This is a genomic window from Kitasatospora sp. NPDC059722 (genome assembly GCF_042733235.1).
In the GTDB taxonomy this organism is placed as follows: domain Bacteria; phylum Actinomycetota; class Actinomycetes; order Streptomycetales; family Streptomycetaceae; genus Kitasatospora.
On record NZ_JBHWGD010000002.1, the window covers coordinates 77,509 to 98,841 of the forward strand.

A 21,333-nucleotide genomic window follows, 5' to 3' on the forward strand; every position below is an offset into this window, starting at 1 on the left:
GGCTGGTTCTTTTGTTTATAAGACACTGCCACTGCACCCCCTCGACGCCGCCTGAACCACACACCCCGCGGCGGGGTATGCCCATCCGGCCTAGTCCCCGCGCAGAGGGTCCCGAGGCGGGATCAGACAACCGCCGGCACGGCCTCCTTCTCGGCGACGGGCAGGTCGCGCATGGTCCGCAGCGGCGAGCAGAGGATCGGCAGCACCGCGAGGAGCTCGCCCACGACGCCGACCCACATGGCCTGCCGGACGCCGAGGCTCTGTCCGAGCACGCCGCCGATCAGTGCGCCGACCGGCATCAGCCCCCAGACGACGAACCGGAAGGATGCCGTCATCCGCCCCAGCAGCGGCTTCGGGCAGAGCCGCTGGCGGTATGCGACGCTCGAAACCCGGAAGGTCATGAAGCCGGCCCAGCCCAGGCCGTTCAGCGCGACGGCGATCGCGAACCGCCCGTCCGCCTGGTACATCGGCAGGGCGAGCAGCCACAACACGCTGCTCAGGGTCATCGAGAGCCACATCGCCCGGCCCTGGCCCAACTTGGCGGTGATCCGCTCCACGCACAGTGCTCCGAGCAGGCCGCCCACCGCCTCCGCGCTGAACACCAGGCCGCAGAGGAACGCCGAGAGGTGAAGTTGACCGGCGAGCAGCGCCAGCAGCATCGACGCACTGATCGTGCCGCACATGTTGGAGAGCGCCGAGCTGATCGTGATCGCGCGGAGCAGCCGGTGGCCGAGGACGAAGCGCAGGCCCTCGGCGATCTCGGACCGCAGGTTCCCGCCGCCGGCGCCGCTGCGCGGCCGCGGATCGGGCGTGCGGATGCGGGCCAGTGACAGGGCCGACAGCACGAAGGTGGCCGCGTTCACGACGATCGCCACCGGCGCGGTGAGCGCTCCCACCGCGATCCCTCCGACACCCGGACCGCCCACTTGCGCGATGCTGCGCGTCGTCTCCAACTTGACGTTGCCCTCGACCAGTTGCTCGTCCGCTACCAGGTGCGGCAGGTGACTCTGGAACGCCGTGTCGAAGAACGCGGTGCAGACGGACATCCCGAACGCCACCACGTACAGCTGGAGCAGGGTCAGCGTGCCCAGGAACGCGGCGAGCGGTATCGACCCGAGCAGCACCGCGCGGCAGAGGTCGCCGACCACCATCACGCGGCGCTGCCGCATCCGGTCCACCCAGGCGCCGGCCGGCAACCCGATGACCAGCGCGGCCAGGTACTCGCACACGACGAGCAGGCTCATCTCGAACGGCGTGGCGTGAAGCGTTCCGATCGCCACCAGCGGGAGCGCGACCAGCGTCACGCTCCCGCCGAGCTGACTGACCGCGTCGGCGGTCCACAGCCGTCGGAAGTCCCGGTGGAGGAACAGGCTCGAACGATCTCTGATCATGGTCACGGTCGGCAACACCACCATCGGACGACCTGGCCGACCAGTGTTTTAGTCTGGGCGAAAACACCTGTGCGGGGAGGGAGCCCCATGACCGAGGTGCGGTTCGACGTCGATGACGTCGCCTCCGTCAGGTTCGCGGTCTCGCCGCTGTGGGAGACCGTTTCCAGCCTCCGGGTGCTGCGCGAGCCCGGGCACCACCCGGTCCACCTGCCCTGGATCGGGCAGGCCCGGCAGCTGGTCCGGGACGAGGGCCTCGCCCGCCGGACCGCTCCGCTGAGAGCCATCGTGTGGTCGAGCAGTTGCCTGCCCGATTTCCTGACACCGCCACCGGGCTGCTCGCTCGGCGAGATCGAGGAGGAGCTGGCAGTCGTCCTGGCCACCCCGCCGGCCCGCGTCCGGGCCGAACTCGAAGCGGGCTTCCGGTACGCGCCGCCCTCGCCGTTCGCCCGGCTGCTGGCCGCCGACCCCGAGTCGGCGCTGCCTCGGCTGGTCGACGCCGTCCGCGGATGGTGGCAGGCGGCGATCCACCCGCACTGGCCGCGCATGCGGGCCGTACTGGAGGCGGACATCGCGTACCGCACCCGCCAGTTCTCCGGTGGCGGTGTGCAGTCCCTCTTCGGGAACCTCCACCCCGCGCTGTGCTGGGCCGGGGACCGCCTCCTCCTGGACGACCGGCTGGACACCGCCATCGACCTCCGCGGCCGGGGCCTCCCGCTGCTGCCGAGCGTCTTCACCGCCCACTCCGTGCTCGTGACCAGCGACCCGGCATCACCGCCGATCGCCATCTACCCCGCCCGGGCGGTCGGCACCCTGTGGGAGCGGCAGGAGGCCACCACGGGTGCGCTCGCCCGGCTACTGGGCCGCAGCCGGGCCCGGATCCTGGCCTACACCGGCTCGCCCAGCACCACGACCCAACTGGCGACACGCACCGGTCTGAGCCCGGGAGCCGTCTCCCAGCACCTGGCCGTGCTGCGCGAAGCCGGGCTGGTGACCGGCCACCGCTACCGCAACGAGGTGAACTACACCGTCACCGATCTGGGAGCCGCCCTTCTCGACCGGCCCTGACGCCCCGGGGCTGCAGCCTTCCCGTCCTCCGTCCGAGCAGGAGACCTGGGAGGGCATAGCACCCCGAAGCGCTGTTGCGAATGCTTCACTTATTGCGAATACTTCGATTAGGACAGCGGAGGGAAGCCATGGGAACCGTCACAGGCAGGAAGATCGAACCCGGCGCCGTCGATGCGGGCGATGCTCGGCGGGCCCTCAGCCGGATCAACGACTACCTCTCGCACACAGGTCGCAGCAACAAGGACATCCAGGTACACCTCGAAACAGGAGCGCAGGACGAGACTCTGGTGCTCCCAAGACCGGTGGCCGAGATGTTCGCCTCGATACTGGCCGCCCTCGCCAACGGACAGGGCGTCCAGATCATCCCGGTCGATGCGGAGCTCACCACTCAGCAGGCCGCCGACATGCTGAACGTGTCCCGCCCCTACCTCATCGGACTGCTGGAGTCCGAGAAGATCCCCTACCGGCTCGTAGGCCGCCACCGCCGCATTCGTGTCGACGCTCTTCGCCAGTACCTTCGCGAGGACGACGCGGCACGGAAGGACGCCGCCGACGAGCTGATGCAACTGGACCAGGAGCTGGGGCTGCTCTGACATGGCCTTCGTCGTCATCTATGACGCGTGCGTGCTGTACCCGAACACCCTGAGGGACCTCCTCATGCGTGTCTCGCTACGGGGGCTCGTGCGCGCGCAATGGACTGACACCATCCTTGACGAGGTCGATCGCAACCTCGTCAAGGACTTTCAGATCCCACCGGAGAAGCTCCAGCGACGTCGAGAGCTGATGGTTCAGGCGGTCCGGGACTGCCTCGTCACGGGGTTCGAGCCCCTGATCGAGGGGCTCAAGCTCCCGGATCCCGACGATCGACACGTGTTGGCCGCGGCGATCAGGGCGGGAGCCCAAGTCATCGTCACCAACAACCGAAAGGACTTTCCCGTCGACTACCTCGGTTCGTTCGACATCGAGCGGAAGAGTGCCGATGACTTCGTCATGGACCTCATCGGGCTGGATGAGCGCGTCGTCTACTCGTGCGTCCAGGAGATCGCGCTGAGCCGACGCAAGCCGCCACAGACGCTCGACGACGTGCTGAGCCAGCTTGAGAGGTCCGGCCTGAGGCAGTCGGTGGCCGCCTTGCGCCTCGGGTGGGTTGCAGAAGAGAGTTAGGCCCGCCGCGCGGCGTGCGCGGCGGGCCCTCAAGGACGCGATGGGTTACCGGCGGCCGACCGCGACTCTGGCATCGCTGTTCTCGTCGTCGCCCCAGCCGTCGCTGCGGTCGCGGTACAGGGTGAACTGGTCGTAGAGCACGGGCGTCGGCACCGGGTTGGCTGCCGTGGCCGGGGCCGAGTGGTAGTAGCTCACGGTGATGGTGGTGCGGCTGCCGGGCAGCACGCCCGGGTCGACGTCGAAGACCGCGACGCCGTAGGGGTGGTTGGTGTCCGGGTCGATCACCGCGGACCAGGTGGCCTTCTCCTTGGCGTCCGGGTCGGCCTTGAAGGTGAGCCGCTGGGTGCGGACGAAGGCCTCGCGGACGCCGTCGCCGTCGGCCGGCAGGTACTTGTCGTCGTGGCCGGCGGTGCCGCCGCCGCCCAGGATGAGGTGGACGGTGCCCTGCGAGGTGTCGATCTGCCGCAGGTCGTCGTCGGCGACGGACGGGGTGAGCAGGCCGCCGGACTCGGTGCCGCGCACGGGGTGGGTGCGCTCGTAGTCGTGGTCGTGGCCGGCGAGGACGAGGTCGACCGCGTACTGGTCGAACAGCGGCATCAGCTTCTCCCGGATGCCCATGTCGCCGCCGTGGCTGGCGGCGGACGAGGACATCGCGAACTGGTGCATGCTGACGACGATCCAGTCGACCGCGCTGCCGCCCCGGGCCCGCGACAACGTGCGCTCCAGCCAGCGCAGTTGGGCGCCGTCGCTGTAGTCGCTGATGTAGATGGACTGCCCGGTGGCGGGGTCGATGCTGGCGTCGTCCTCGACCGCGATCTCGTTGCCGTCGAGGCTCAGGAAGAGCACCGAACCGACCTGGAACGCGTACCAGTTGCCGCAGTAGTCGCGGGTGCCGTTGTCGGGGAGCTCGAAGCGGGTCAGGTAGGAGGCGTAGCCGAGGTCGCCGCCGCCCGCCTCGACCTCGTGGTTGCCGGGCGCGGGCATCCAGGGCCGGCTGGCGGCCGACTTGGACAGGTTGTTCATGAACGCGTTCCAGCACTGCGGCTGGAGCTGCGGGTTGTTGTTGGCGTACGCGAGGTCGCCGTTGAGCAGGTGGAACAGCGGCGAGAACTGCTCGACCTGGCGGACGGCCGCCGCGCCGTGGATCGAGGACTTCGCGAACACGTTGTCGCCGGTGCCGAGGTCGCCGAAGCTGGTGAAGCGGAACGCGGCACGGCCGCGCCCGGGGGCGGTGCGGAAGGTGCCGCGCACCGGCTGGGCACCGTCGTGCAGGACGTCGTAGACGTACGTGGTGTCGGGCTTCAGGCCGCGCAGCCGGACGTGGTGGGTGAAGGTCTCGACCTTGTTCAGCCCGTCGACGTACGTCCGCGTCTCGGCGTCGACGCTGCGCCCGCCGCCGCCGCGCGGCGTCCCGAGGCGCAGGCGCGGGCGGCTCACGCTCGCCGCCGTCGCCCAGGAGACGGTCATCTCGGTGGACGGCTCGTCGCCCCACTGGAGGTGGACCTGCTCGGGGCCGGGCGTGCCGGCGACGGCGGGCTGGGTCCAGAGCAGGGTGGACGCCGGGATCGCCGCGAGGGCGCCGGCGGCCGTACCCGTCCGAAGGACCGTTCTGCGCGAGGGATGTGACACTGCCGCCTCCATGGGCTCCGAGAAACGCCCAGGAGACTCCCACGGCGGACGGTACCGGCGGACCACTTCGGACAGTGCGTCCGGCGAACGGAAGTTGAACGGTGGTCCACCCCGGCCGAGCGGCCTCAGGGACGGACCGGCGGGACCGGGTCCCGTGAGGCCGAAGGCCTCGGAGTCGGGGTGGGGGTCGGTGTGGGGGTCGGTGTGGGGACCGGCGTAGGCGTCACCGTAGCGGCCGCCGACGGGTGCAGAAAGGCCGGGCAGTTCGGCTGGGCCTTGTCCACGCAGGTGCAGAAGCACTCACGTCGCTTGTCCGGTGGATCCACTCGGTCCCGCAGCACGGGGTCCCGCAGTTGGACGGACACCTTCGTGGGCGGCACCTGGACGGCGTGGCCGCACGCCAGGAACGACACCGAGTCCGCGTTCCGCCCGAGGTAGAGCAGCCTGGGGTCGAGCAGGTCGACCGGCGGCGGATTGTCCTTGTCGAGCCAGGAGACGCGCGCCGGATCGGCCGAGATGTCCAGCATCGGGTAGATGAAGAACGAGATCGGGCCGACCTCGTCGCCGCTTGTCCGCGCGGCGTCGACCTTGTGGATCACCGTGAGTTCCTCAAGGAACAGTGCCACCGCAAGAGCCACCGCCACCGCGAGCCCGAACATCAGCCGTCGGCCGCGCCCACCGCCGCCGCCCACCGCCGCCGCCCACCGGCGGAACCTCGCCCTCCAGCGAGCCCCGCCCACAGCCGGAGCCCCACCCGCTGGCGGCGCCGTCCCGGGGTCCTTGGGCTGTACCAGCTCCTCGTAGAAACGTCCGACGATGAGCAGCACCGGGGACATGATCACCATCTGGTGAACGGGGATCTCGCCGAGTGACAGAAGGACAACCACCACGAGGAGAGCAAGCACGAAGATGGTGATCGGGAGGAATTTCCGGGCCTGCGGCTGCCTCATGATGCGCCAGAGCGGCGCCCCGACGAACCAGATCACCATGACCGCGACCGCGATCAACACCAGCGACGCCGTCCTGGCCGACACGGCCAGCCGGTCGAATCCGACGTCCTCCGGCCTGACCCCCACCCGTTCGTAGAACAGCACATACCCCGAGTACAGGATCACAAAGGCCATACCCACGGCGGAGCCGGCCAGGGTAATGAGGCTCTGCCACCGCTGAACGCGGCGGTCGGTGTCGGCTGTCCTCGCGTCGTCCGCCGGATCAATGGTCACATCGGCTCCTGAAATCGGGTGCTCAACCCATCAGCCATTCCGAGGCTCGCCGTCTGCGAACCACTCCGCTGCATGCGCCGCCCGATCGGTCCAGCGCCACCGGCGCATCCTGCTCGGTACACGCCACGCACCGAGGGCTTGCCGCTCGTGCCGTCCTGGGACCCTCTGGCGCGCCGGCTCCTTCGACGAGGCGATGGCGCTCGGCGAGCGCGAGGCCGCCGCGTACGCGGAGGACGGCGGCTTCGAACTGCTGCCGCTCACCCAGGTGTTCGTCCTCGACGCGGACGGCGGCCCGGCCCACGGCAGCGAGGTGTTCTCCCTGCTGCACCGCACGGACATGGCACCGGAGTCGTACCTGGACCAGTTCGACCGCGACGGCAGCACCGAGCAGCCGTGAGCCGGCGGGCTCCTACGCGCCGTAACGATGGGCGAACGGGCGCCCGGGGCAGGTACGGCACTCGAACAGGCGCACGCTGTCCAGGTCGCCGAGACTCAGGTCCGCGCCCTCCCACCTGACGTCGCGGTCCTCGACCGGGGTCCACGCCTGCCGGTTGTCGTGCTCCTCGGTGCTGTCCACCGTGAGCAGGTGGTCCATCGGCGTCGAGCAGAGCGGGCAGACCGGCCACCGCGGCTCCTGCGACCAGCCGGGGTAGCCGCCCAGCTTGGTGCCCGGCGCGGTGGACAGGTGGTCCTGGTAGTGCCAGCCCGTCTCCGCCTCCACCTGTTCGAAGCGGGCGTCCAGGGCGTCCCAGAGCTCGTCCGGCAGGTCCCAACTCGGGTACTCCGTCACCGTCTCCGGGTGCACGACACAAGGACGCGGCACCCGCCCGTACCCGGCGTCCGCAGGCGCCGGCGGGGTCTGCCGCACCTCCCCCACCTCCGCCGCGGAGCGCCAGCGGACCAGCGGGACGACCCACTGGGTCGCATGGCGGCGCGGACACCACAGCACCTGGAGCAGGTCCCGCCCCTCCGGGAAGGGCACGGTGTCCGGCACGTCGGCGCGGAAGATCTGGACGACCGCGACCATCGGCGACCCCGGGTGCTCGGGGCACTCCGGCCACGGCTCCCGCGCCGGCCACAGCAGCGGCCCGCCGACCGAGCTGTCGCGGCACGTCGGCCGGCCCGAGCGCGGGTGCAGCCGCACGGTCTCCCGGCGGAAGGGCGCGAGCTCGGGAAACAGCGCTTCGACGTTCAAGGGGCGCGGTGGAGTTCGACGGGTCACCCGCGGACGGTACCGGGGGCCGGAGGCCGGGCGCACCGGAGATTCGGCCGGAGCCGCACAGGAAGTCGGCGGGCCCGACTTCTCGCGCGCGGCCTACGCCGACCGCACCTACCTCGGCACCGCCACGGCCCGTACCGGAGGCTCGGCGTCGGTGGTGCCGTCCTGGGCGACGACGGTGAAGCGGCTGGGGCCGTCCGGGGCCAGGTCCGACGGGTCGTCCGACTCGGTGCCGAGAACGGCGAGGCTCTCGTCCTCATGGCCGGTGGCGGTGTCGACGCCGGTCAGGGAGTTGCGGGTCATCGCCCAGACGCGGGTGCCGTCGACGGCCAGGCCGGTCACCTGGTCGTCCAGCCCGGCGGTCCACCGCTTGCCGCCGTCGGCGAGGGAATAGGCGACCAGGCGGCCCGTCGCGTGGCGGCTGTTGTGCTTCGCACCGCCGAAGGTGACATCGTCCGGCTTCTCGCCCGGCACGACGAGCAGGTCGCCCACGACCACCGCACCGTAGGCGGGGCGGGCCTCGAACTGGTGGACAGCGTGGGCGCCGCCCAGGGTGACGTCCAGGTCGTACTCGTCCCCGGAGACCGGGATGGTGCTGCGCACCTTGCCCGCGCGGTCGAAGGCGAGCACGGCGTGCGTGCCGCGGTCGCCCTGCTCGTCCACCCACACGGTGAGCGGGTCGGCGGAGAGGACGGCCGCGTCGTTCAGGCCGTTGGCGAGCGGCAGGACGGTGTGCGTCCGCTCCTGCCCGTCCTGCGGGGCCAGTGTCCGCAGCACGGGGCCGCCCTTGGTGCACTGGGCGACGGTGACGGCGGTGTCCGGGCCGCCGGCGACCCGCAGCGGTGCGCAGTCCGGGTCGACGGCGCTGCGCCAGGCGGCGCTGCCGTCGATGAGGCTGACGGCGCGCCAGCCGCCCGTCTCCTGGAGGACGGCGCGGTCGCCGGCGACGGCCAGCAGTCCGGGAGCGGCGGTGTCGCCCGCGCGGAGGGGAGCGTCGAGGTTCGCCGTCCAGCGCGGGGTGCCGGTCGCGAGGTCGAGCGCGATCGCGGTGGCGCACGGACGGCCGTGGGCTCCGTGGGCGAACAGCCCGATGCCGTGGCCGGTTTCGCGGCTCATGGCGCAGACGGAGTCCTCGGCGGGCGGGGTCCAGCTCCAGGCGGTGTCGCCGGTGGTGGCGCGGTAGGCCACCACCTTGTCGGGCCGGGCGCGGACGACGAGGTCCCCGGTGCTCCAGCTGCCGATGGCGCGGATGTCCGAGGGCCGGTCGGGCGGGGCCGTCCAGTCGTCCTTGACGCCGAGGCCGGCGAAGTGGACGAAGATCCCGAGGCCGATCAGCGTGCCGAGTGCGACGGACGGCAGGCCGAAGCGCGGATGGAAGAGCGCGTAGAGCAGACCGGCGCCGCAGACCATCAGCCCGAGGATGGCGATGAACCCCATGGAGGCGACGGCATCGCCGCCGTAGCCGTAGTGCCCGCCGAACAGCGCCCCCAGCCCGAGCACCAGGAACAGCGCGCCGAACACCCCGCCCGAGACCACCCCCAGGATCTCCTGGTCGACCTTGAGCCGGTCCTTGATGTTCCCCGCCATGCCGCTTCTCCCCCGAGACGTGTCGAATGATCATGGCAGAGGCCGACAAGCGCAGGAAGTCGGATCCATCGACTTCCTGTGCACCACCCTTCGGCTATGCGAGAGGAGACTGTGGGCCATGGATGCGATCGCTCATGGTGTGCGGGAGTCGTCGTCGCGGATCGGGACGTGGCTCAGGGCCCACGTCCGGCCGGCGCCCGCCGTGCCGGCTGTGGACGCGGCGAGGCTCGATGCGGCGGCGCGGGAGCTCGGGCTGGTGCTGCCCGGGGACCTGCGGGCCTGGTGGGGGCTGACGGGCGTCAGCGCCGGTTTCTGGCTCCCGGGGGAGTTCGCGCCGACGGGCCTGGAGGAGGCTCTGGAGACCCGGGAGATCTGGCTGCTGGTCGCCGAGGAGAGCGCGGGTGAGGGTGCGGGTGAGAGTGCGAGTGAGGGCGCCGTTGAGGAAACGTTCCTGCCCGGGTTCATGCCGATCGCGTTGAGCCCCGGCGGCGACGGCCTGCTCGTCGATCTGCGCTCCGGCGAGTGGCAGGGCGCCGTCTTCCTCTGGGATCACGAACGCCAAGGCCTCGGCACGCCGCTCTGGGAGAGCGTGGGCTCAATGCTCGCCGACATCGCCGATGCTCTGGCGTCCGGCACCCCGGCGTTGACGTGGCACGAGGGTCTCGGCGGCCCCGAGAATCCGGTCGTCGCGACGGTGGACGAGTCCCGCGAACTGGGCTGGAAGCCCGCGTGGATCTGATCCGCACCAAGCGTGCGCAGGAAGTCGGCAGGCCCGACTTCCTGTGCGCACGGGTCGAGGTAGCCCCTGGCAGCGGAATCGCGCGCATCGAACGACTGAGGTCTCCTGGAAGGGGTGGGTCCGTCGAGGCCGAGCTGACCGCTCGCCTCGCCCTTCACCGATGAATCGAGACCGCTGTGACAGGAATCGAAGATCTCAGAGCTGCCACCCGTCTCCTGCTCGACCTGAGCTTCAGCTGGGAGGCAAAGGCACCGGACAATGACGCACCGATCGTCGACAAGACGGGCAAGGCGAGCGTTCCCGCAGTTGCGTTCGACAAAGCGTCCGGCTCGCTGGATTTCGTCATGGATGCGCAGCGGTTGCAGATTCCGAGCCTGCAGAGCCCGCTTGCCGTTCAGATGACCGGAGTGAAGTTGGACGACTCGAGCATCAAGTGGGTCCCCTCGCTCCCGAACGGCCCGGTCGGCGTGAAGATCAAGGGCGCCGGAAGTGCCACCATCACGGGCGTCGGCGGACAGATCTCAGCGAAGCTCACGTCCCTGAATCCGGCGCTGAGCAAGTCCGGAGGGCCTCAGGACCTGCGCCCCTACGCATTCGACGTGCAGTTGGCGACGCTCGGTGCCGCCAACGGGCTGACAGCGGACTTCTCGGCCTCCATCGACGGCCGGCTCTACCTGAACAACCTGACCGTCAGCGGTCTCGCCGGGCAGCTCGAAGAACTTTCGCTGTCCATCGAGAGACTCCCGACCAGCGAGTGCGTGGAAGTCCCCGTCGCCGGCGGGACCTCCATTCTCAAGGCGGTCGTCACCGGTGTTCCTCGGGGAGCGACGCTGGCCTACTCCTGGAGCGCGGCCGGCGGCACCGTGATCGGCAGCACCACCGACAGTCTTCTGGAGGTGCGGCTGCCGGCGGCGATCGGCACGGTGGTCACCGTGGGCCTGACGGTGACGGTGACCGATGCCGGCGGCGCCACGTCGCTCGTCGCCACCCCGTTCCCCGTCCTGGGAGCCGATCCCCAGCTTGCCCAACGGATGGAGAAACTCTGCAAGATCATGGAAGAGGCTCCGAGTAACTGGTTCGTCAACCCGCTCTGGGACCCGCTCCGCGACCTGGTCGTTCACCCGAACGAGCCCGCGCTGCAAAGGACCGCAGACGTCCTGATCCGGCTTGGTGAAGCGGTGCGGAACCTGCATGACGGCACGGCGTAGGGCCGTCCCGCGGAGGAGCTCCCGGCCCGCACGGATTACCGAAGGCTGACGAACGGAGCCGAGCACCCCGAACAGCCGCCCCGCGCAGCTAAGTTCCACGGCATGGAGATTCTCGTCACCGGTGGCGCCGGCTTCATCGGCTCCGCCGTCGTCCGCACCCTCACGGCGGTGGGCCACGGCGTGCGGGTGCTGGACGCACTGCTGCCCGCCGTGCATCCGTCCGCGCAGCCCCCCGAGCTGCCGGACGGCGTGCCGTTCCTGCACGGGGACGTCCGCGACCCGGCCGCCGTGGAGGAGGCGCTCGACGGGGTGGACGCCGTCTGCCACCAGGCCGCGATGGTCGGCCTCGGGCTGGACCTGAACGACGCGCCCGCCTACGCCGGCTGCAACGACCTCGGCACCGCCGTCCTGCTCGCCGCGATGGCCCGCACCGGCGTCCGGCGTCTCGTCCTGGCCGGCTCGATGGTCGTCTACGGCGAGGGCCGCTACCGCTGCCCCGCGCACGGCGACGTCGCGCCGGGCCCGCGCCGACCGGCCGACCTGGACGCGGGCCGGTTCGAGCCGCCCTGCCCGGTCTGCGCCACCGCCCTCGCCCCCGGGCTGGTCACCGAGGACGCGCCCGCCGACCCGCGCAACGTGTACGCCGCCACCAAGCTCGCCCAGGAGCACCTCGCCTCCGCGTGGGCCCGCGCCTCCGGAGGCACCGTCCTGACGCTCCGCTACCACAACGTCTACGGTCCGGGGATGCCGCGCGACACCCCGTACGCGGGGGTCGCGTCGCTGTTCCGCTCGGCGCTGGCACGGGGCGAGGCGCCCCGGGTGTTCGAGGACGGCGGCCAGCGGCGCGACTTCGTCCACGTCGAGGACGTCGCGACGGCCAACCTGGTGGCCCTGACCTCGATCGACGCCAGGCCGCCCGGCAGCGCCCGCGCCTACAACGTGGGCAGCGGCGAGCCCCGGACGGTCGGCGAGATGGCCTCGGCGCTCGCGGAGGCGTACGGCGGCCCGGCACCGGTGGTGACGGGCGAGTACCGCCTCGGCGACGTCCGGCACATCACCGCGGACTCCGCCCGCCTGCGCACCGAACTCGGGTGGCGCCCGCAAGTGCCGTTCCACACCGGGATGAAGGAGTTCGCCGCCGCACCCCTGCGGGCGTGACCGCGGCGGACGGAACCACCGTCACGCTCAACGCACGGCTTGTTCCCAGAGCTCCAGCCCCGCGCGGAGGAGTTCGCGCACGGCCGCGGTCTCCTCGCCCGTCCAGGCTCCCTCCCCCGCGGCCGGTTCGAGGGCTTCGCCGCCGAAGACCTTCTCGTAGGCGCTGTCGTGAACCGGCCCCTGGGCGGGCAGGGGCGGGCCGGCCTTCAGGCTGCGGGAGAGGTCCTCGAAGAAGTCGGCCATGCCCATCTCCCTGATGCCGCGGTGGCACCTGCCACACGGCGAATCTAGGCGTGCGAGGCCACCCTCGACACTAGGCGTGCGAGGCCGCCCTCGGCGCCGGGAGGGCGATCTCGAAGCAGCAGCCCCCGTCGACGTTGCGCACGCCGGCCCGCCCGGCGTGGGCCTCGACGATGCCGCGCACGATGGCCAGCCCGAGCCCGCCGCCGCTGTCCCCGCTGTCGCCGCCCTCGCCCGGGTCGCGCCGGGGCGTGCGGGCGGCGCCGCCGCGCCAGCCGGTCTCGAAGACGCGCGGCAGGTCCTGTTCCGGGATGCCGCCGCAGCCGTCGGTGACGGACAGCACGACCTCGTCCGCCTCGCGCCGGGCGGCGACCGCGACCACGCCCTCCTCCGGGGTCGCCCGGATCGCGTTGACCAGCAGGTTCCCGAGCACCCTGGTGATCTCCCGGCTGTCCACCTCGACGGGCTCGGCCGCCACCTCCCGCCCCTCCAGCCGGACCCCGCGCCGCCGGGCCAGCGGGTAGGCGCCGGCGAGCGCGTCGTCCACCAGGTCGTAGACGGACACCCGGGCCACCGACAGCGACAGCGCCCCCGCCTGGATCCGGGACAGCTCGAACAGGTCGTCGACCATCCCGGTGAGCCGTTCGACCTCGGTGCGGATCCGGACGAGGTAGCGCTCCGGCTCGTCGGCGACGCCGTCCTCCAGCGCCTCGGCCATGGCCCGCAGGCCGGCGAGCGGGGTGCGCAGGTCGTGCGAGATCCAGGCGATCAGCTCCCGGCGCGAGCGCTCCAGAGCCTGTTCGCGCGCCCTGGACTCGGCGAGCCTGGCACTGGTGGCGGCCAACTCCTCGCTCAGAGCCGCCAGTTCGGTGCCGAGCGGCTGGTCCGGCGCGGTGAACCCGGCGTCGCTGCCGACCGTCCGGGCCGCCACGGCGAGCGCCCGGCTGCCGGCCACCACCTGGCGGCCGAGCAGGGCGGCGGTGAGCAGCGACACGACGGCGGCCATGCCGAGCACGGTGACGACCACGCCGAAGTCGTGGGTGGACAGGAACATCGCCTGCGCCACCGCGAAGGTGCCCGAGGTCACCGCGAGGACGGTCACCACGGCGACGGTGAACAGCGAGAGCGCGACGGAACGCCGGCGCAGCAGCCGGATCGCGGCCCAGCCGAGCAATCCGGCGCCGCCGGCGCCGAGGGCGGCGAACAGGGCGATCAGCAGGACGTCCTTCACCGGTCACCACCGCCGGCCGGGTCGTAGCGGTAGCCGACGCCCCACACGGTGGTGATGAGCGCGGGCGCGGCAGGGTCGTCCTCGATCTTCTCGCGCAGCCGCCGGACGTGGACGGTGACGGTGGAGAGGTCGCCGAAGTCCCAGCCCCAGACGCGCTGCATCAGGTCCTGCCGGGAGAAGACCGTGCCGGGGTGCCGGAGCAGGAACGCGAGCAGGTCGAACTCCCGTAGGGTCAGGGAGAGTTCGCGCTCGCCACGCTGGGCCCGGCGGGCCTTCGGGTCGAGGGCGATGTCCCCCGAGCGCAGCGGGCCGCCGTCCGGAGCCGCCGAGCCCGCCGGGGCCGCGCCGGCCCGGGCGCGGCGCAGCACCGACTGCACCCGCAGCACCAGCTCGCGCGGGCTGAACGGCTTGGTGACGTAGTCGTCGGCGCCGAGCTCCAGGCCGAGGATCCGGTCGGCCTCGTCCCCCTTGGCGGTGAGCAGCACCACCGGCAGCCCGGCGCCCTCGGCGGAGGCGCGCAGGCGCCGCAGCACCTCCAGCCCGTCGAGGCCGGGGAGCATGAGGTCCAGCACCAGGAGGTCCGGGGGCGCGCTGCGGGCGAGGGCGAGCCCCTCGGCGCCGTCGGCGGCGCGGTCCACGAGGTGGCCGGCGCGGGTGAGGTAGCCGGCGACGACCTCGGCCACGGTCGGGTCGTCGTCGATCACCAGGATGCGGGAGACGTCGTTCACCTCGCCGAGGATAGGAGGTGGCGGCGCCGGGTGCGGACCGGACGGGACGGGCGTTCGCCTTCCGTAAGATCCCCGAGCCCTGCCGGACGAGATCACCCGGACGGGCCAGCCGACACGACGTCCGCGTTCCGTAAGGCGCCGGTGCCCCCGCACGCGGCCCGTCGGCGCCTAGCGTGGCCCGCGTGACCTCACCCACCCCCATTCCCCCTTCCGTCGACGTCGTCCTGCCGTGCCTGGACGAGGCCGCCGCGCTGCCCTGGGTGCTCGGCCGGATCCCGGCCGGCTGGCGGGCGATCGTCGTCGACAACGGCTCCACGGACGGCTCGGCCGAGCTGGCCCGTTCGCTCGGCGCGACGGTGGTGGCCGAGCCCCGGCGCGGTTTCGGCGCCGCCTGCCACGCCGGGCTGCTCGCGGCCACCGCCGAGCTGGTGTGCTTCCTGGACTGCGACGGCTCGCTCGATCCGGCCCAGCTGCCGCGCGTCACCGAGCCGGTGCTGGCGGGCGCGGCGGACCTCGTCCTCGGCCGGCGGCGCCCGTCGACGGCCGGGGCCTGGCCGGTGCACGCCCGGCTCGCCAACGCCGTCCTCGCCCGCCGCCTGCGCGCCCGCACGGGGGCGGCGCTGCACGACCTCGGCCCGATGCGGGCCGCCCGCCGGGAGCGGCTGCTGGCGCTCGGCCTGGGCGACCGGCGCTCCGGCTACCCGCTGGAGATGGTGCTCACGGCGGCGGCGGCCGGGATGCGGATCGCCGAGACGCCGGTCCACTACCTGCCGCGCGCGGGCCGCTCCAAGGTCACCGGGACCCTGCGCGGGACCCGGCAGGCCGTCCGCGATATGCGGGCGGTGCTGGCCGCGCCGCCGCCCACGTTGCTGGTGATCGCCAAGGCGCCCGTCCCGGGCCGGGTGAAGACGCGGCTCACGCCGCCGTTCACGCCCGAGCAGGCCGCCGGTCTGGCCGAGGCCGCGCTCGGCGACACCCTGCACACGCTGTCCACCGTCCCGGCCGGGCTGCGCCTGCTGGTGCTGGACGGCGAACCGGGCGACTGGCTGCCGCCGGGCTGGCAGGTCGTGCCGCAGTCGGGCGGCGGCCTGGACGAGCGGCTCGCGGCGGCCTTCGCCGACGCCGCCCACCTCGCCCCGGGCGCGCCCGCGCTGTTGGTCGGCATGGACACCCCGCAGCTGAGCGCGGCGGCACTGGCCGAACCGCTGTCCGCCGCCCGGCGCGCGGGCGTCGACGCGTGGTACGGCCCGGCAGCGGACGGCGGCTTCTGGGCCCTCGGCCTGGCCCGGCCGACGGCTCCGCTCGCCGCCCGACTCCTGCGCGGCGTACCGATGTCCACGCCGCACACCGGAGCCCACCTCCTCGACCGTCTCGCCGCAGCAAATCTGACGGTCCATCACCTTCTGGAACTCACCGACGTGGACACCGCCGAGGACGCCCGCCGCGTCGCCGCCGAAGCCCCGCACAGCCGCTTCGGCTCCCGCCTCGCCGACTTCGAACTCAGCCACGGGGGCGATGAGTTGACACCCACCACCGCTCTGCAGGTCGACTTCGAACTCAGCCACGGGGGCGATGAGTTGACACCCACCACCGCTCTGCAGGTCGACTCTCCCACCGGGATGCCACGTTGACGATCACCGCCACCACCCCCTGGGTCGACGACCCGTTCGCCGAGGCCGTCCGCACCGGCCGCGGCCCGCTCTGGCTCCGCCGTGCCGACGGCCACCGCCTCCGGCTCGACGTCGAACGCTGGTGCACCCCGGCCACCGGGGCCGACCACAGCCTGCTGCTGCGCTGCACCCGGCTCTCCGCCCCCGTGCTCGACCTCGGCTGCGGGCCCGGCCGCCTGGTCGCCGCGCTGCTCGAACTCGGCGTCCCGGCGCTCGGCGTGGACGTGACCGGCGCGGCCGTCGCCCGCACGCTCGGCCTCGGCGGCCCGGCCCTGTGCCGCTCGGTCTTCGACCGGCTGCCCGCCGAGGGCCGCTGGGGCGCCGCACTGCTGGCCGACGGCAACCTCGGGATCGGCGGCGACCCGCTCGCCCTGCTCCGCCGGGGCGCCGAACTCATCGCCGCGGACGGCCTGTTGCTCGTCGAGGTGGAGGCGACGGAGACGGACGAGCGCGCCGTCGTCCGGGTCGAGGGCCCGGACGGCCGCCTCGGCCCGCCGTTCCCGTGGGCCCGCCTCGGCACCCGCGCCGCCCTGCGCCGCGCCCGCGCGGCCGGCCTCGCGGAGGCCGAGCGCTGGACCTCGCACGGCCGGCGCTTCCTCGCCCTGCGCAAGGCCTGAGCCGGACGCGGGCATGGATTTGGGCCGGGGTCCAGGGAGCCTTGCAGGACGCCGTTCGTGCGTCACGCGTGCGGCTGTCGCCCAACCGCCTCTCGGCCCCTCGGTCAGGGGTGCCCCGGCGGCACCCTTCGCGGCGTCGCGGCCGAGCCTGCCAGAAGCCCCGGGCGGGGACAAGACCCCCGAACCGACGCCTACCCGGCGTTCCCCACCCGCCACGGCGGGTGCCCGGACCTGCACGTCAACGGCACCCGTCCCGCGCCGTCCGCGCACCGGACCCACGGGACGGGCACCAGCCCCACGGGACGGGCACCCCCTTCACACCGCCCGCGCGAGCACCCGCCGAGCGGCCCGCCGGCCGCCCCACCGCCGCACCGCGCCGCCCGTCACGACGCACGCCAGCGCCACCCCGTACGCGGCCTGCTGCGCCTCGATCCCGCCCGTCAGGTAGAGCACCTGCCCCGCCGCCGGGACGGCCAGCCACTCCCACCGCCCGTCCAGCGCGACGAGCGCCACCACCAGCAGCCCGTACCACGGGTAGGACGGCGCCACGACGAGCAGTGCCGTCCCGGTGACGAGGAGCGCGCCCGACCACGGTCGCGCCGGGTCCCCGCGCCGCAGCACCCACAGCGCCACCCCGGCCAGCACGGCTCCCGCCGCCCACGGCAGCAGCGCGTCCGGCAGGACCAGCGCCGGCAGCCCGAACCGGTCGATGTGCCCCTGCTCGTAGCCCTCCTCCCGCAGGTAGCCCGGCAGGTACCCGAGCACCCCGGCGCCGGACGCGGCGACGTACGGGACGTACGAGAGCGCGAACGCGCCGACCGTCCACGCCAGCAGCACCGCGCTCTCCCGGACGGACCGGCGGGCGAGCACCCCCGGCAGCGCCAGCCCGGGCAGCAGCTTGACCGCGATGGCGGCTCCGGCCAACAGCCCCCCGGCCGCCGGGCGCCGTCGCACCACACACCCCAGCCCGGCCACGAGCAGCAGCGCGCCCAACGTGTCCACGTGCGCGTCGTTGACCGCCCACACCGTCACACCCGGGCACCACCCCCACAGCGCCGCCCGCCGGCTCCCCCGCCCGACCACGAGCAGCGCCCCCGTCGTCGCGACCGCGAGCAGCGCGCCGGCCGCCTGCGCCCCGCGCACCCCGCCGCCGAACGGGTGCACGACGAGGAACCACGCCTCCGCGACGGGCGGGTAAATCGTGTGCACGGCGGGCCGGTTGATGTGGGTGCAGTCCCCGGCCGCCGTCCGCCGCTCGTCCCAGCCGGCGCACTCCCCGCCCGTCGGCCAGAGCCCGGGATCGCGCAGCCGGGCGAGTGCGGGGTCGTCGGGGGTGTGCGCGTACGGGGAGATCCCGGCGGCCTGCACCCGGCCGTCCCAGACGTACCGGTAGGCGTCGTCGCTGGTGCGCGGCGGCGCGAGGAGGCCGACGGCGGCGACGGCGATGCTGCCCGCGAGCACCAGAGGCACGACCTGACGGTCAGTCACCTTCCGGAGCAGTACGAGCGCGAGCGCGAACAGCCCGGCGTCGACGGCGTACCAGACGAACAGGGGCGCGCGATGGTCGAGCGCGCCACCGCCCGTGACGGTCACGACGAGGGCTCCGACCAGGGCGGCGAGGGCGAGGAGGGCACGAGTGAGCACGGCGCCCACCCTGCCACCGCCGGGCCGGGGCGGGCCGCCGCGACGTGGCGCCGTTCGGATTCCGTAAGCACGTCGGAGCGCCGCCGCGGGGCCCCGGACGGGTTCCATGGGCACGTGAACCCGAAGACGCCCGAACCCCCCGGCCCGAGCTCCCCAAGCCCGAGCTCCCCCGGCCCGAGCTCCCCCAGTCCGTCCCGCCGCTACGACCTCCCGCTCCCGCCGCCGCCCGACGCCCTGCGCCGCGGCCCGTTCCGCGACGGGAAGTTCCGCTCGGCGCTGCACGAGCCGCGCACCACCGTCGTGCTCGGCCGCTGGCTCGGCGCCGCGCTGCTGGTCTGCTTCCTCACCGGCCTGGTCAGCCACGCCCTCCAGGACCCGCCGACCTGGCTCGTCCCGTACCTCCAGAGCCGGCCGGTGGGCGGCTACCAGGTCACCCAGGGGCTGCACGTGATCAGCGGCCTGGCCGCGATCCCGCTGCTCGGGGCGAAGCTGTGGACGGTCTACCCGCGGCTCTTCGAGTGGCCGCCCGCCCGCAGCGTGCTGCACGCGCTGGAGCGGCTCGGCATCTTCGTCCTCGTCGCGGCGATGCTGCTGGAGGTGTTCACCGGGCTGTTCAACACGCTCCAGTGGTACCCGTGGCCGTTCCCGTTCCGCCAAACCCACTTCTGGCTGGCCTGGTTGGCCACCGGCGGGCTCCTCGTCCACATCGCCGCCAAGGGCACGCTCATCGCCCGGCACTGGCGCCGCCCGGCCGTCGGGCTCCCGCAGCGCCGCGCCTTCCTGACCGCCGTGACGGCCGCCGCGGGTGTCGTGACCCTCACCACCGCCGGGCAGACGGTGCCCTTCCTCAGCGGCCTGGACCTGCTCGCCCCGCGCCGCCCGGACATCGGCCCGCAGGGCCTGCCGGTCAACCGCACCGCCGCCCAGGCCGGCACCGTCACCGCCCCCGCGGACTGGCGGCTGCGCGTGGACGGCCCCCGCCCGTACACCCTCACCCTCGCGGAGCTCGGTCAACTACCGCAGCACGACGTGGAATTGCCGATCGCCTGCGTCGAGGGCTGGAGCGCGACGGCCCGCTGGAGCGGGGTCCGGATCGCCGACCTGATGGAGCGCGCCGGCGCCCCGGCCGGGTCCGCACTGCGCTTCACCTCGTTCGAGACCAACGGGCCCTACCGGGTGATGGAGATGCCGTCCGAGTACGCCGTCGACCCGCTCTCACTGCTCGCCCTGCGCGTCAACGGCGAGGTGCTGAAGGCCGACCACGGCTATCCGGCGCGGGTCATCGCCCCCAACCGGCCCGGCGTGCTGCAGACCAAGTGGATCGAACGGATCGAGGTCGTCTGATGCCCCGTTGGCTGCGCGCCGCCCTCCTGCTCGGCGGCCTCGCCCTGCTCGGCTTCGGCCTCTCCGGCCTGCTCGCCGACTCCTACATCACCGCCCCGTTCGACGTCCTGGTGTGGGCCGTCGGAGCAGTCGTCCTGCACGACGGCCTGTGGCTGCCGCTGCTCTGCCTGATCGGCGCCCGCTACGCCCGCGGCCCGGTGCTGCGCGCGTGGCTGGTCGTCGCGGCGGCGGTGACGGCCGTCGGGCTGCCGGCCGTCCTGCGGGACGGCACGGACCACGGCAACTCCACGCTGCTGCCGCTGCCTTACGGCCGCAACCTGCTGCTGGTGCTGGCCGCCACCGCCGTCGTCGCGCTGCTGGTCGCGCTCGTCCGGCGGTGGCGCACCCAGGGCCTCAGGCCCCGGCGGCGACGCCCGGCAGACCCGTCGTGAGTCCGTCCAGCGCGTGCGAGCAGACGCAGTCCCGGTCGGCCGGCAGGCTCTCCAGCGCCTTGAACAGCACGGTGCGCAGCCGGTCGACGTTCCCCGCGAAGGCCTTCAGCACCTCGGCATGGGTGACGCCCTCACCGGCCTCCACCCCGGCGTCCAGGTCGGTCACCAGCGCCAACGACGTGTAGCAGAGCCCGAGTTCGCGCGCCAGCACGGCCTCGGGGTGCCCGGTCATGCCGACCACCGACCAGCCGTTCGCGGAGAACCAGCGCGACTCGGCGCGGGTGGAGAAGCGCGGGCCCTCGATCACCACGAGCGTCCCGCCGTCCACCGGCTCCCAGGCCGCGTCGCGCGCCGCGTCCAGCGCCGCCCGGCGCCCGGCGGGGCAGTACGGGTCGGCCATCGACACGTGCACGACCTCGGGGAGCGAGCCGTCCGGCAGCGGCAGTCCGTCGTAGTAGGTCTGCACCCGGCCGGAGGTGCGGTCGACGAACTGGTCCGGCACCAGCAGCGTGCCGGGCCCGTACTCCGGCCGCAGCCCGCCCACCGCACACGGCGCGAGCACCTGGCGCACACCGAGTGCGTGCAGGGCCCACAGGTTGGCCCGGTAGTCGATCCGGTGCGGCGGCAGCCCGTGGCCGCGCCCGTGCCGCGGCACGAACGCCACCCGGCGGCCGGCCACCTCGCCGAGGAACAGGGCGTCGCTCGGCGGCCCGTACGGCGTGTCGACGCGCACCTCGGTCACGTCGTCCAGCAGCGCGTACAGCCCCGATCCGCCGATCACACCCAGTTCGGCGCGCGGGAGTCGCTGATCGTTCGTCATCGTTCGTGCCCTTCCTCGGAGACGTCCCGGCCACTGTAGGAGGCGGCGCCCCCGGCGGAAGCGGGACCTCGATTACGTCGGTCTTACGGCTCGCGGCGCCGCGGGCCGCTGCGGCCGAATGGCGGCGGGCCCCCCGGGGGGGGCCCCGGCGCCGGGCGGGTGTGTGTACGGGCTCCGGTTGGAACCACACCCCCCCCCCGCCGGCGAGGCTGGGGAAACGCCGGC

21 protein-coding genes and 1 pseudogene are annotated in these 21,333 nt (G+C 73.3%); 12 read left to right on the forward strand and 10 right to left on the reverse strand.

Annotated features, from left to right (window positions below):
- Window positions 1–122: 122 nt before the first annotated feature.
- Window positions 123–1,391 (reverse strand): MFS transporter, encoded by a 1,269-nt coding sequence (locus tag ACFV4F_RS01605; RefSeq protein ID WP_380500150.1) that lies wholly within the window; start codon window positions 1,389–1,391, stop codon window positions 123–125.
- A gap of 87 nt (window positions 1,392–1,478) precedes the next feature.
- Between ACFV4F_RS01605 and ACFV4F_RS01610 the strand changes: the two genes are divergently transcribed.
- The 3 genes from ACFV4F_RS01610 (at window position 1,479) to ACFV4F_RS01620 (ending at window position 3,620) form a co-directional block, all read left to right on the forward strand.
- On the forward strand, window positions 1,479–2,456 hold the full coding sequence (locus ACFV4F_RS01610) for a DUF5937 family protein (RefSeq protein WP_380436567.1): 978 nt from the start codon (window positions 1,479–1,481) through the stop codon (window positions 2,454–2,456).
- A gap of 128 nt (window positions 2,457–2,584) precedes the next feature.
- Window positions 2,585–3,049: a helix-turn-helix domain-containing protein gene (locus ACFV4F_RS01615; RefSeq protein WP_380436568.1), complete on the forward strand. Its 465-nt coding sequence runs from the start codon at window positions 2,585–2,587 to the stop codon at window positions 3,047–3,049.
- A 1-nt stretch (window position 3,050) separates the two neighbouring features.
- A complete protein-coding gene (locus ACFV4F_RS01620; RefSeq protein ID WP_380500061.1) occupies window positions 3,051–3,620 on the forward strand; it encodes a PIN domain-containing protein in 570 nt (189 codons plus the stop codon).
- A gap of 45 nt (window positions 3,621–3,665) precedes the next feature.
- Here the strand turns inward: ACFV4F_RS01620 and ACFV4F_RS01625 are convergent, their stop codons facing one another.
- On the reverse strand, window positions 3,666–5,249 hold the full coding sequence (locus tag ACFV4F_RS01625) for a purple acid phosphatase family protein (protein WP_380500062.1): 1,584 nt from the start codon (window positions 5,247–5,249) through the stop codon (window positions 3,666–3,668).
- Between the two features lie 125 nt (window positions 5,250–5,374).
- Window positions 5,375–6,472, reverse strand: coding sequence for a hypothetical protein (locus ACFV4F_RS01630; RefSeq protein ID WP_380500063.1), 1,098 nt, complete (start codon window positions 6,470–6,472; stop codon window positions 5,375–5,377).
- A 193-nt stretch (window positions 6,473–6,665) separates the two neighbouring features.
- On the opposite strand from ACFV4F_RS01630, the gene ACFV4F_RS01635 reads away from it, so the two are divergent.
- Window positions 6,666–6,869 carry a hypothetical protein gene (locus ACFV4F_RS01635; protein ID WP_380500064.1) on the forward strand — a complete coding sequence of 68 codons (204 nt, stop codon included), beginning with the start codon at window positions 6,666–6,668 and terminating at the stop codon, window positions 6,867–6,869.
- 12 nt (window positions 6,870–6,881) lie between these two features.
- Here the strand turns inward: ACFV4F_RS01635 and ACFV4F_RS01640 are convergent, their stop codons facing one another.
- The gene (locus ACFV4F_RS01640; RefSeq protein WP_380436574.1) at window positions 6,882–7,667 is read right to left on the reverse strand and encodes a DUF1963 domain-containing protein; all 786 of its coding nucleotides are present in this window, start codon (window positions 7,665–7,667) and stop codon (window positions 6,882–6,884) included.
- Between the two features lie 135 nt (window positions 7,668–7,802).
- A complete protein-coding gene (locus ACFV4F_RS01645; RefSeq protein ID WP_380500065.1) occupies window positions 7,803–9,278 on the reverse strand; it encodes a PQQ-binding-like beta-propeller repeat protein in 1,476 nt (491 codons plus the stop codon).
- A 118-nt stretch (window positions 9,279–9,396) separates the two neighbouring features.
- Here ACFV4F_RS01645 and ACFV4F_RS01650 point away from each other — a divergent pair, with 118 nt between their 5' ends.
- The 3 genes from ACFV4F_RS01650 to ACFV4F_RS01660 all read left to right on the forward strand — a co-directional run bounded on the left by ACFV4F_RS01650 (window position 9,397) and on the right by ACFV4F_RS01660 (window position 12,383).
- On the forward strand, window positions 9,397–10,017 hold the full coding sequence (locus tag ACFV4F_RS01650) for an SMI1/KNR4 family protein (protein WP_380500066.1): 621 nt from the start codon (window positions 9,397–9,399) through the stop codon (window positions 10,015–10,017).
- A gap of 176 nt (window positions 10,018–10,193) precedes the next feature.
- Window positions 10,194–11,225, forward strand: coding sequence for a hypothetical protein (locus ACFV4F_RS01655; RefSeq protein ID WP_380436579.1), 1,032 nt, complete (start codon window positions 10,194–10,196; stop codon window positions 11,223–11,225).
- A 102-nt stretch (window positions 11,226–11,327) separates the two neighbouring features.
- Window positions 11,328–12,383, forward strand: coding sequence for an NAD-dependent epimerase/dehydratase family protein (locus ACFV4F_RS01660; protein WP_380500067.1), 1,056 nt, complete (start codon window positions 11,328–11,330; stop codon window positions 12,381–12,383).
- A 27-nt stretch (window positions 12,384–12,410) separates the two neighbouring features.
- On the opposite strand, the gene ACFV4F_RS01665 is transcribed toward ACFV4F_RS01660, so the two are convergent.
- The 3 genes from ACFV4F_RS01665 to ACFV4F_RS01675 form a co-directional block, all read right to left on the reverse strand.
- Entirely contained in the window at window positions 12,411–12,626 is a 216-nt protein-coding gene (locus ACFV4F_RS01665; RefSeq protein ID WP_380436583.1) for a hypothetical protein, read from the reverse strand.
- Between the two features lie 70 nt (window positions 12,627–12,696).
- Window positions 12,697–13,854: a sensor histidine kinase gene (locus tag ACFV4F_RS01670; RefSeq protein ID WP_380436584.1), complete on the reverse strand. Its 1,158-nt coding sequence runs from the start codon at window positions 13,852–13,854 to the stop codon at window positions 12,697–12,699.
- The gene (locus ACFV4F_RS01675; RefSeq protein WP_380436586.1) at window positions 13,851–14,582 is read right to left on the reverse strand and encodes a response regulator transcription factor; all 732 of its coding nucleotides are present in this window, start codon (window positions 14,580–14,582) and stop codon (window positions 13,851–13,853) included. Before ACFV4F_RS01675 ends, ACFV4F_RS01670 begins: the two co-directional genes overlap by 4 nt.
- A gap of 173 nt (window positions 14,583–14,755) precedes the next feature.
- On the opposite strand from ACFV4F_RS01675, the pseudogene ACFV4F_RS01680 reads away from it, so the two are divergent.
- The 3 genes and pseudogenes from ACFV4F_RS01680 to ACFV4F_RS01690 all read left to right on the forward strand — a co-directional run.
- Window positions 14,756–15,475: pseudogene (locus tag ACFV4F_RS01680) on the forward strand (glycosyltransferase family 2 protein); the annotation flags it as partial.
- A 174-nt stretch (window positions 15,476–15,649) separates the two neighbouring features.
- The gene (locus ACFV4F_RS01685) at window positions 15,650–16,213 is read left to right on the forward strand and encodes a DUF2064 domain-containing protein (RefSeq protein ID WP_380500151.1); all 564 of its coding nucleotides are present in this window, start codon (window positions 15,650–15,652) and stop codon (window positions 16,211–16,213) included.
- Complete coding sequence (locus tag ACFV4F_RS01690; RefSeq protein ID WP_380500068.1) at window positions 16,210–16,869, forward strand: SAM-dependent methyltransferase; 660 nt, start codon at window positions 16,210–16,212, stop codon at window positions 16,867–16,869. Before ACFV4F_RS01685 ends, ACFV4F_RS01690 begins: the two co-directional genes overlap by 4 nt.
- Before the next feature lie 315 nt (window positions 16,870–17,184).
- Here ACFV4F_RS01690 and ACFV4F_RS01695 read toward each other — a convergent pair whose 3' ends face one another.
- Entirely contained in the window at window positions 17,185–18,513 is a 1,329-nt protein-coding gene (locus tag ACFV4F_RS01695; protein ID WP_380500069.1) for a glycosyltransferase 87 family protein, read from the reverse strand.
- Window positions 18,514–18,747: 234 nt separating this feature from the next.
- On the opposite strand from ACFV4F_RS01695, the gene ACFV4F_RS01700 reads away from it, so the two are divergent.
- Together ACFV4F_RS01700 and ACFV4F_RS01705 are read left to right on the forward strand one after the other, a co-directional pair.
- Window positions 18,748–19,857: a molybdopterin-dependent oxidoreductase gene (locus ACFV4F_RS01700; protein ID WP_380500152.1), complete on the forward strand. Its 1,110-nt coding sequence runs from the start codon at window positions 18,748–18,750 to the stop codon at window positions 19,855–19,857.
- Complete coding sequence (locus ACFV4F_RS01705) at window positions 19,857–20,288, forward strand: hypothetical protein (RefSeq protein WP_380436592.1); 432 nt, start codon at window positions 19,857–19,859, stop codon at window positions 20,286–20,288. Before ACFV4F_RS01700 ends, ACFV4F_RS01705 begins: the two co-directional genes overlap by 1 nt.
- On the opposite strand, the gene ACFV4F_RS01710 is transcribed toward ACFV4F_RS01705, so the two are convergent.
- A complete protein-coding gene (locus tag ACFV4F_RS01710; protein WP_380500070.1) occupies window positions 20,251–21,108 on the reverse strand; it encodes an S-methyl-5'-thioadenosine phosphorylase in 858 nt (285 codons plus the stop codon). The two genes, ACFV4F_RS01705 and ACFV4F_RS01710, sit on opposite strands and share 38 nt — an antisense overlap.
- Between the last annotated feature and the right edge of the window lie 225 nt (window positions 21,109–21,333).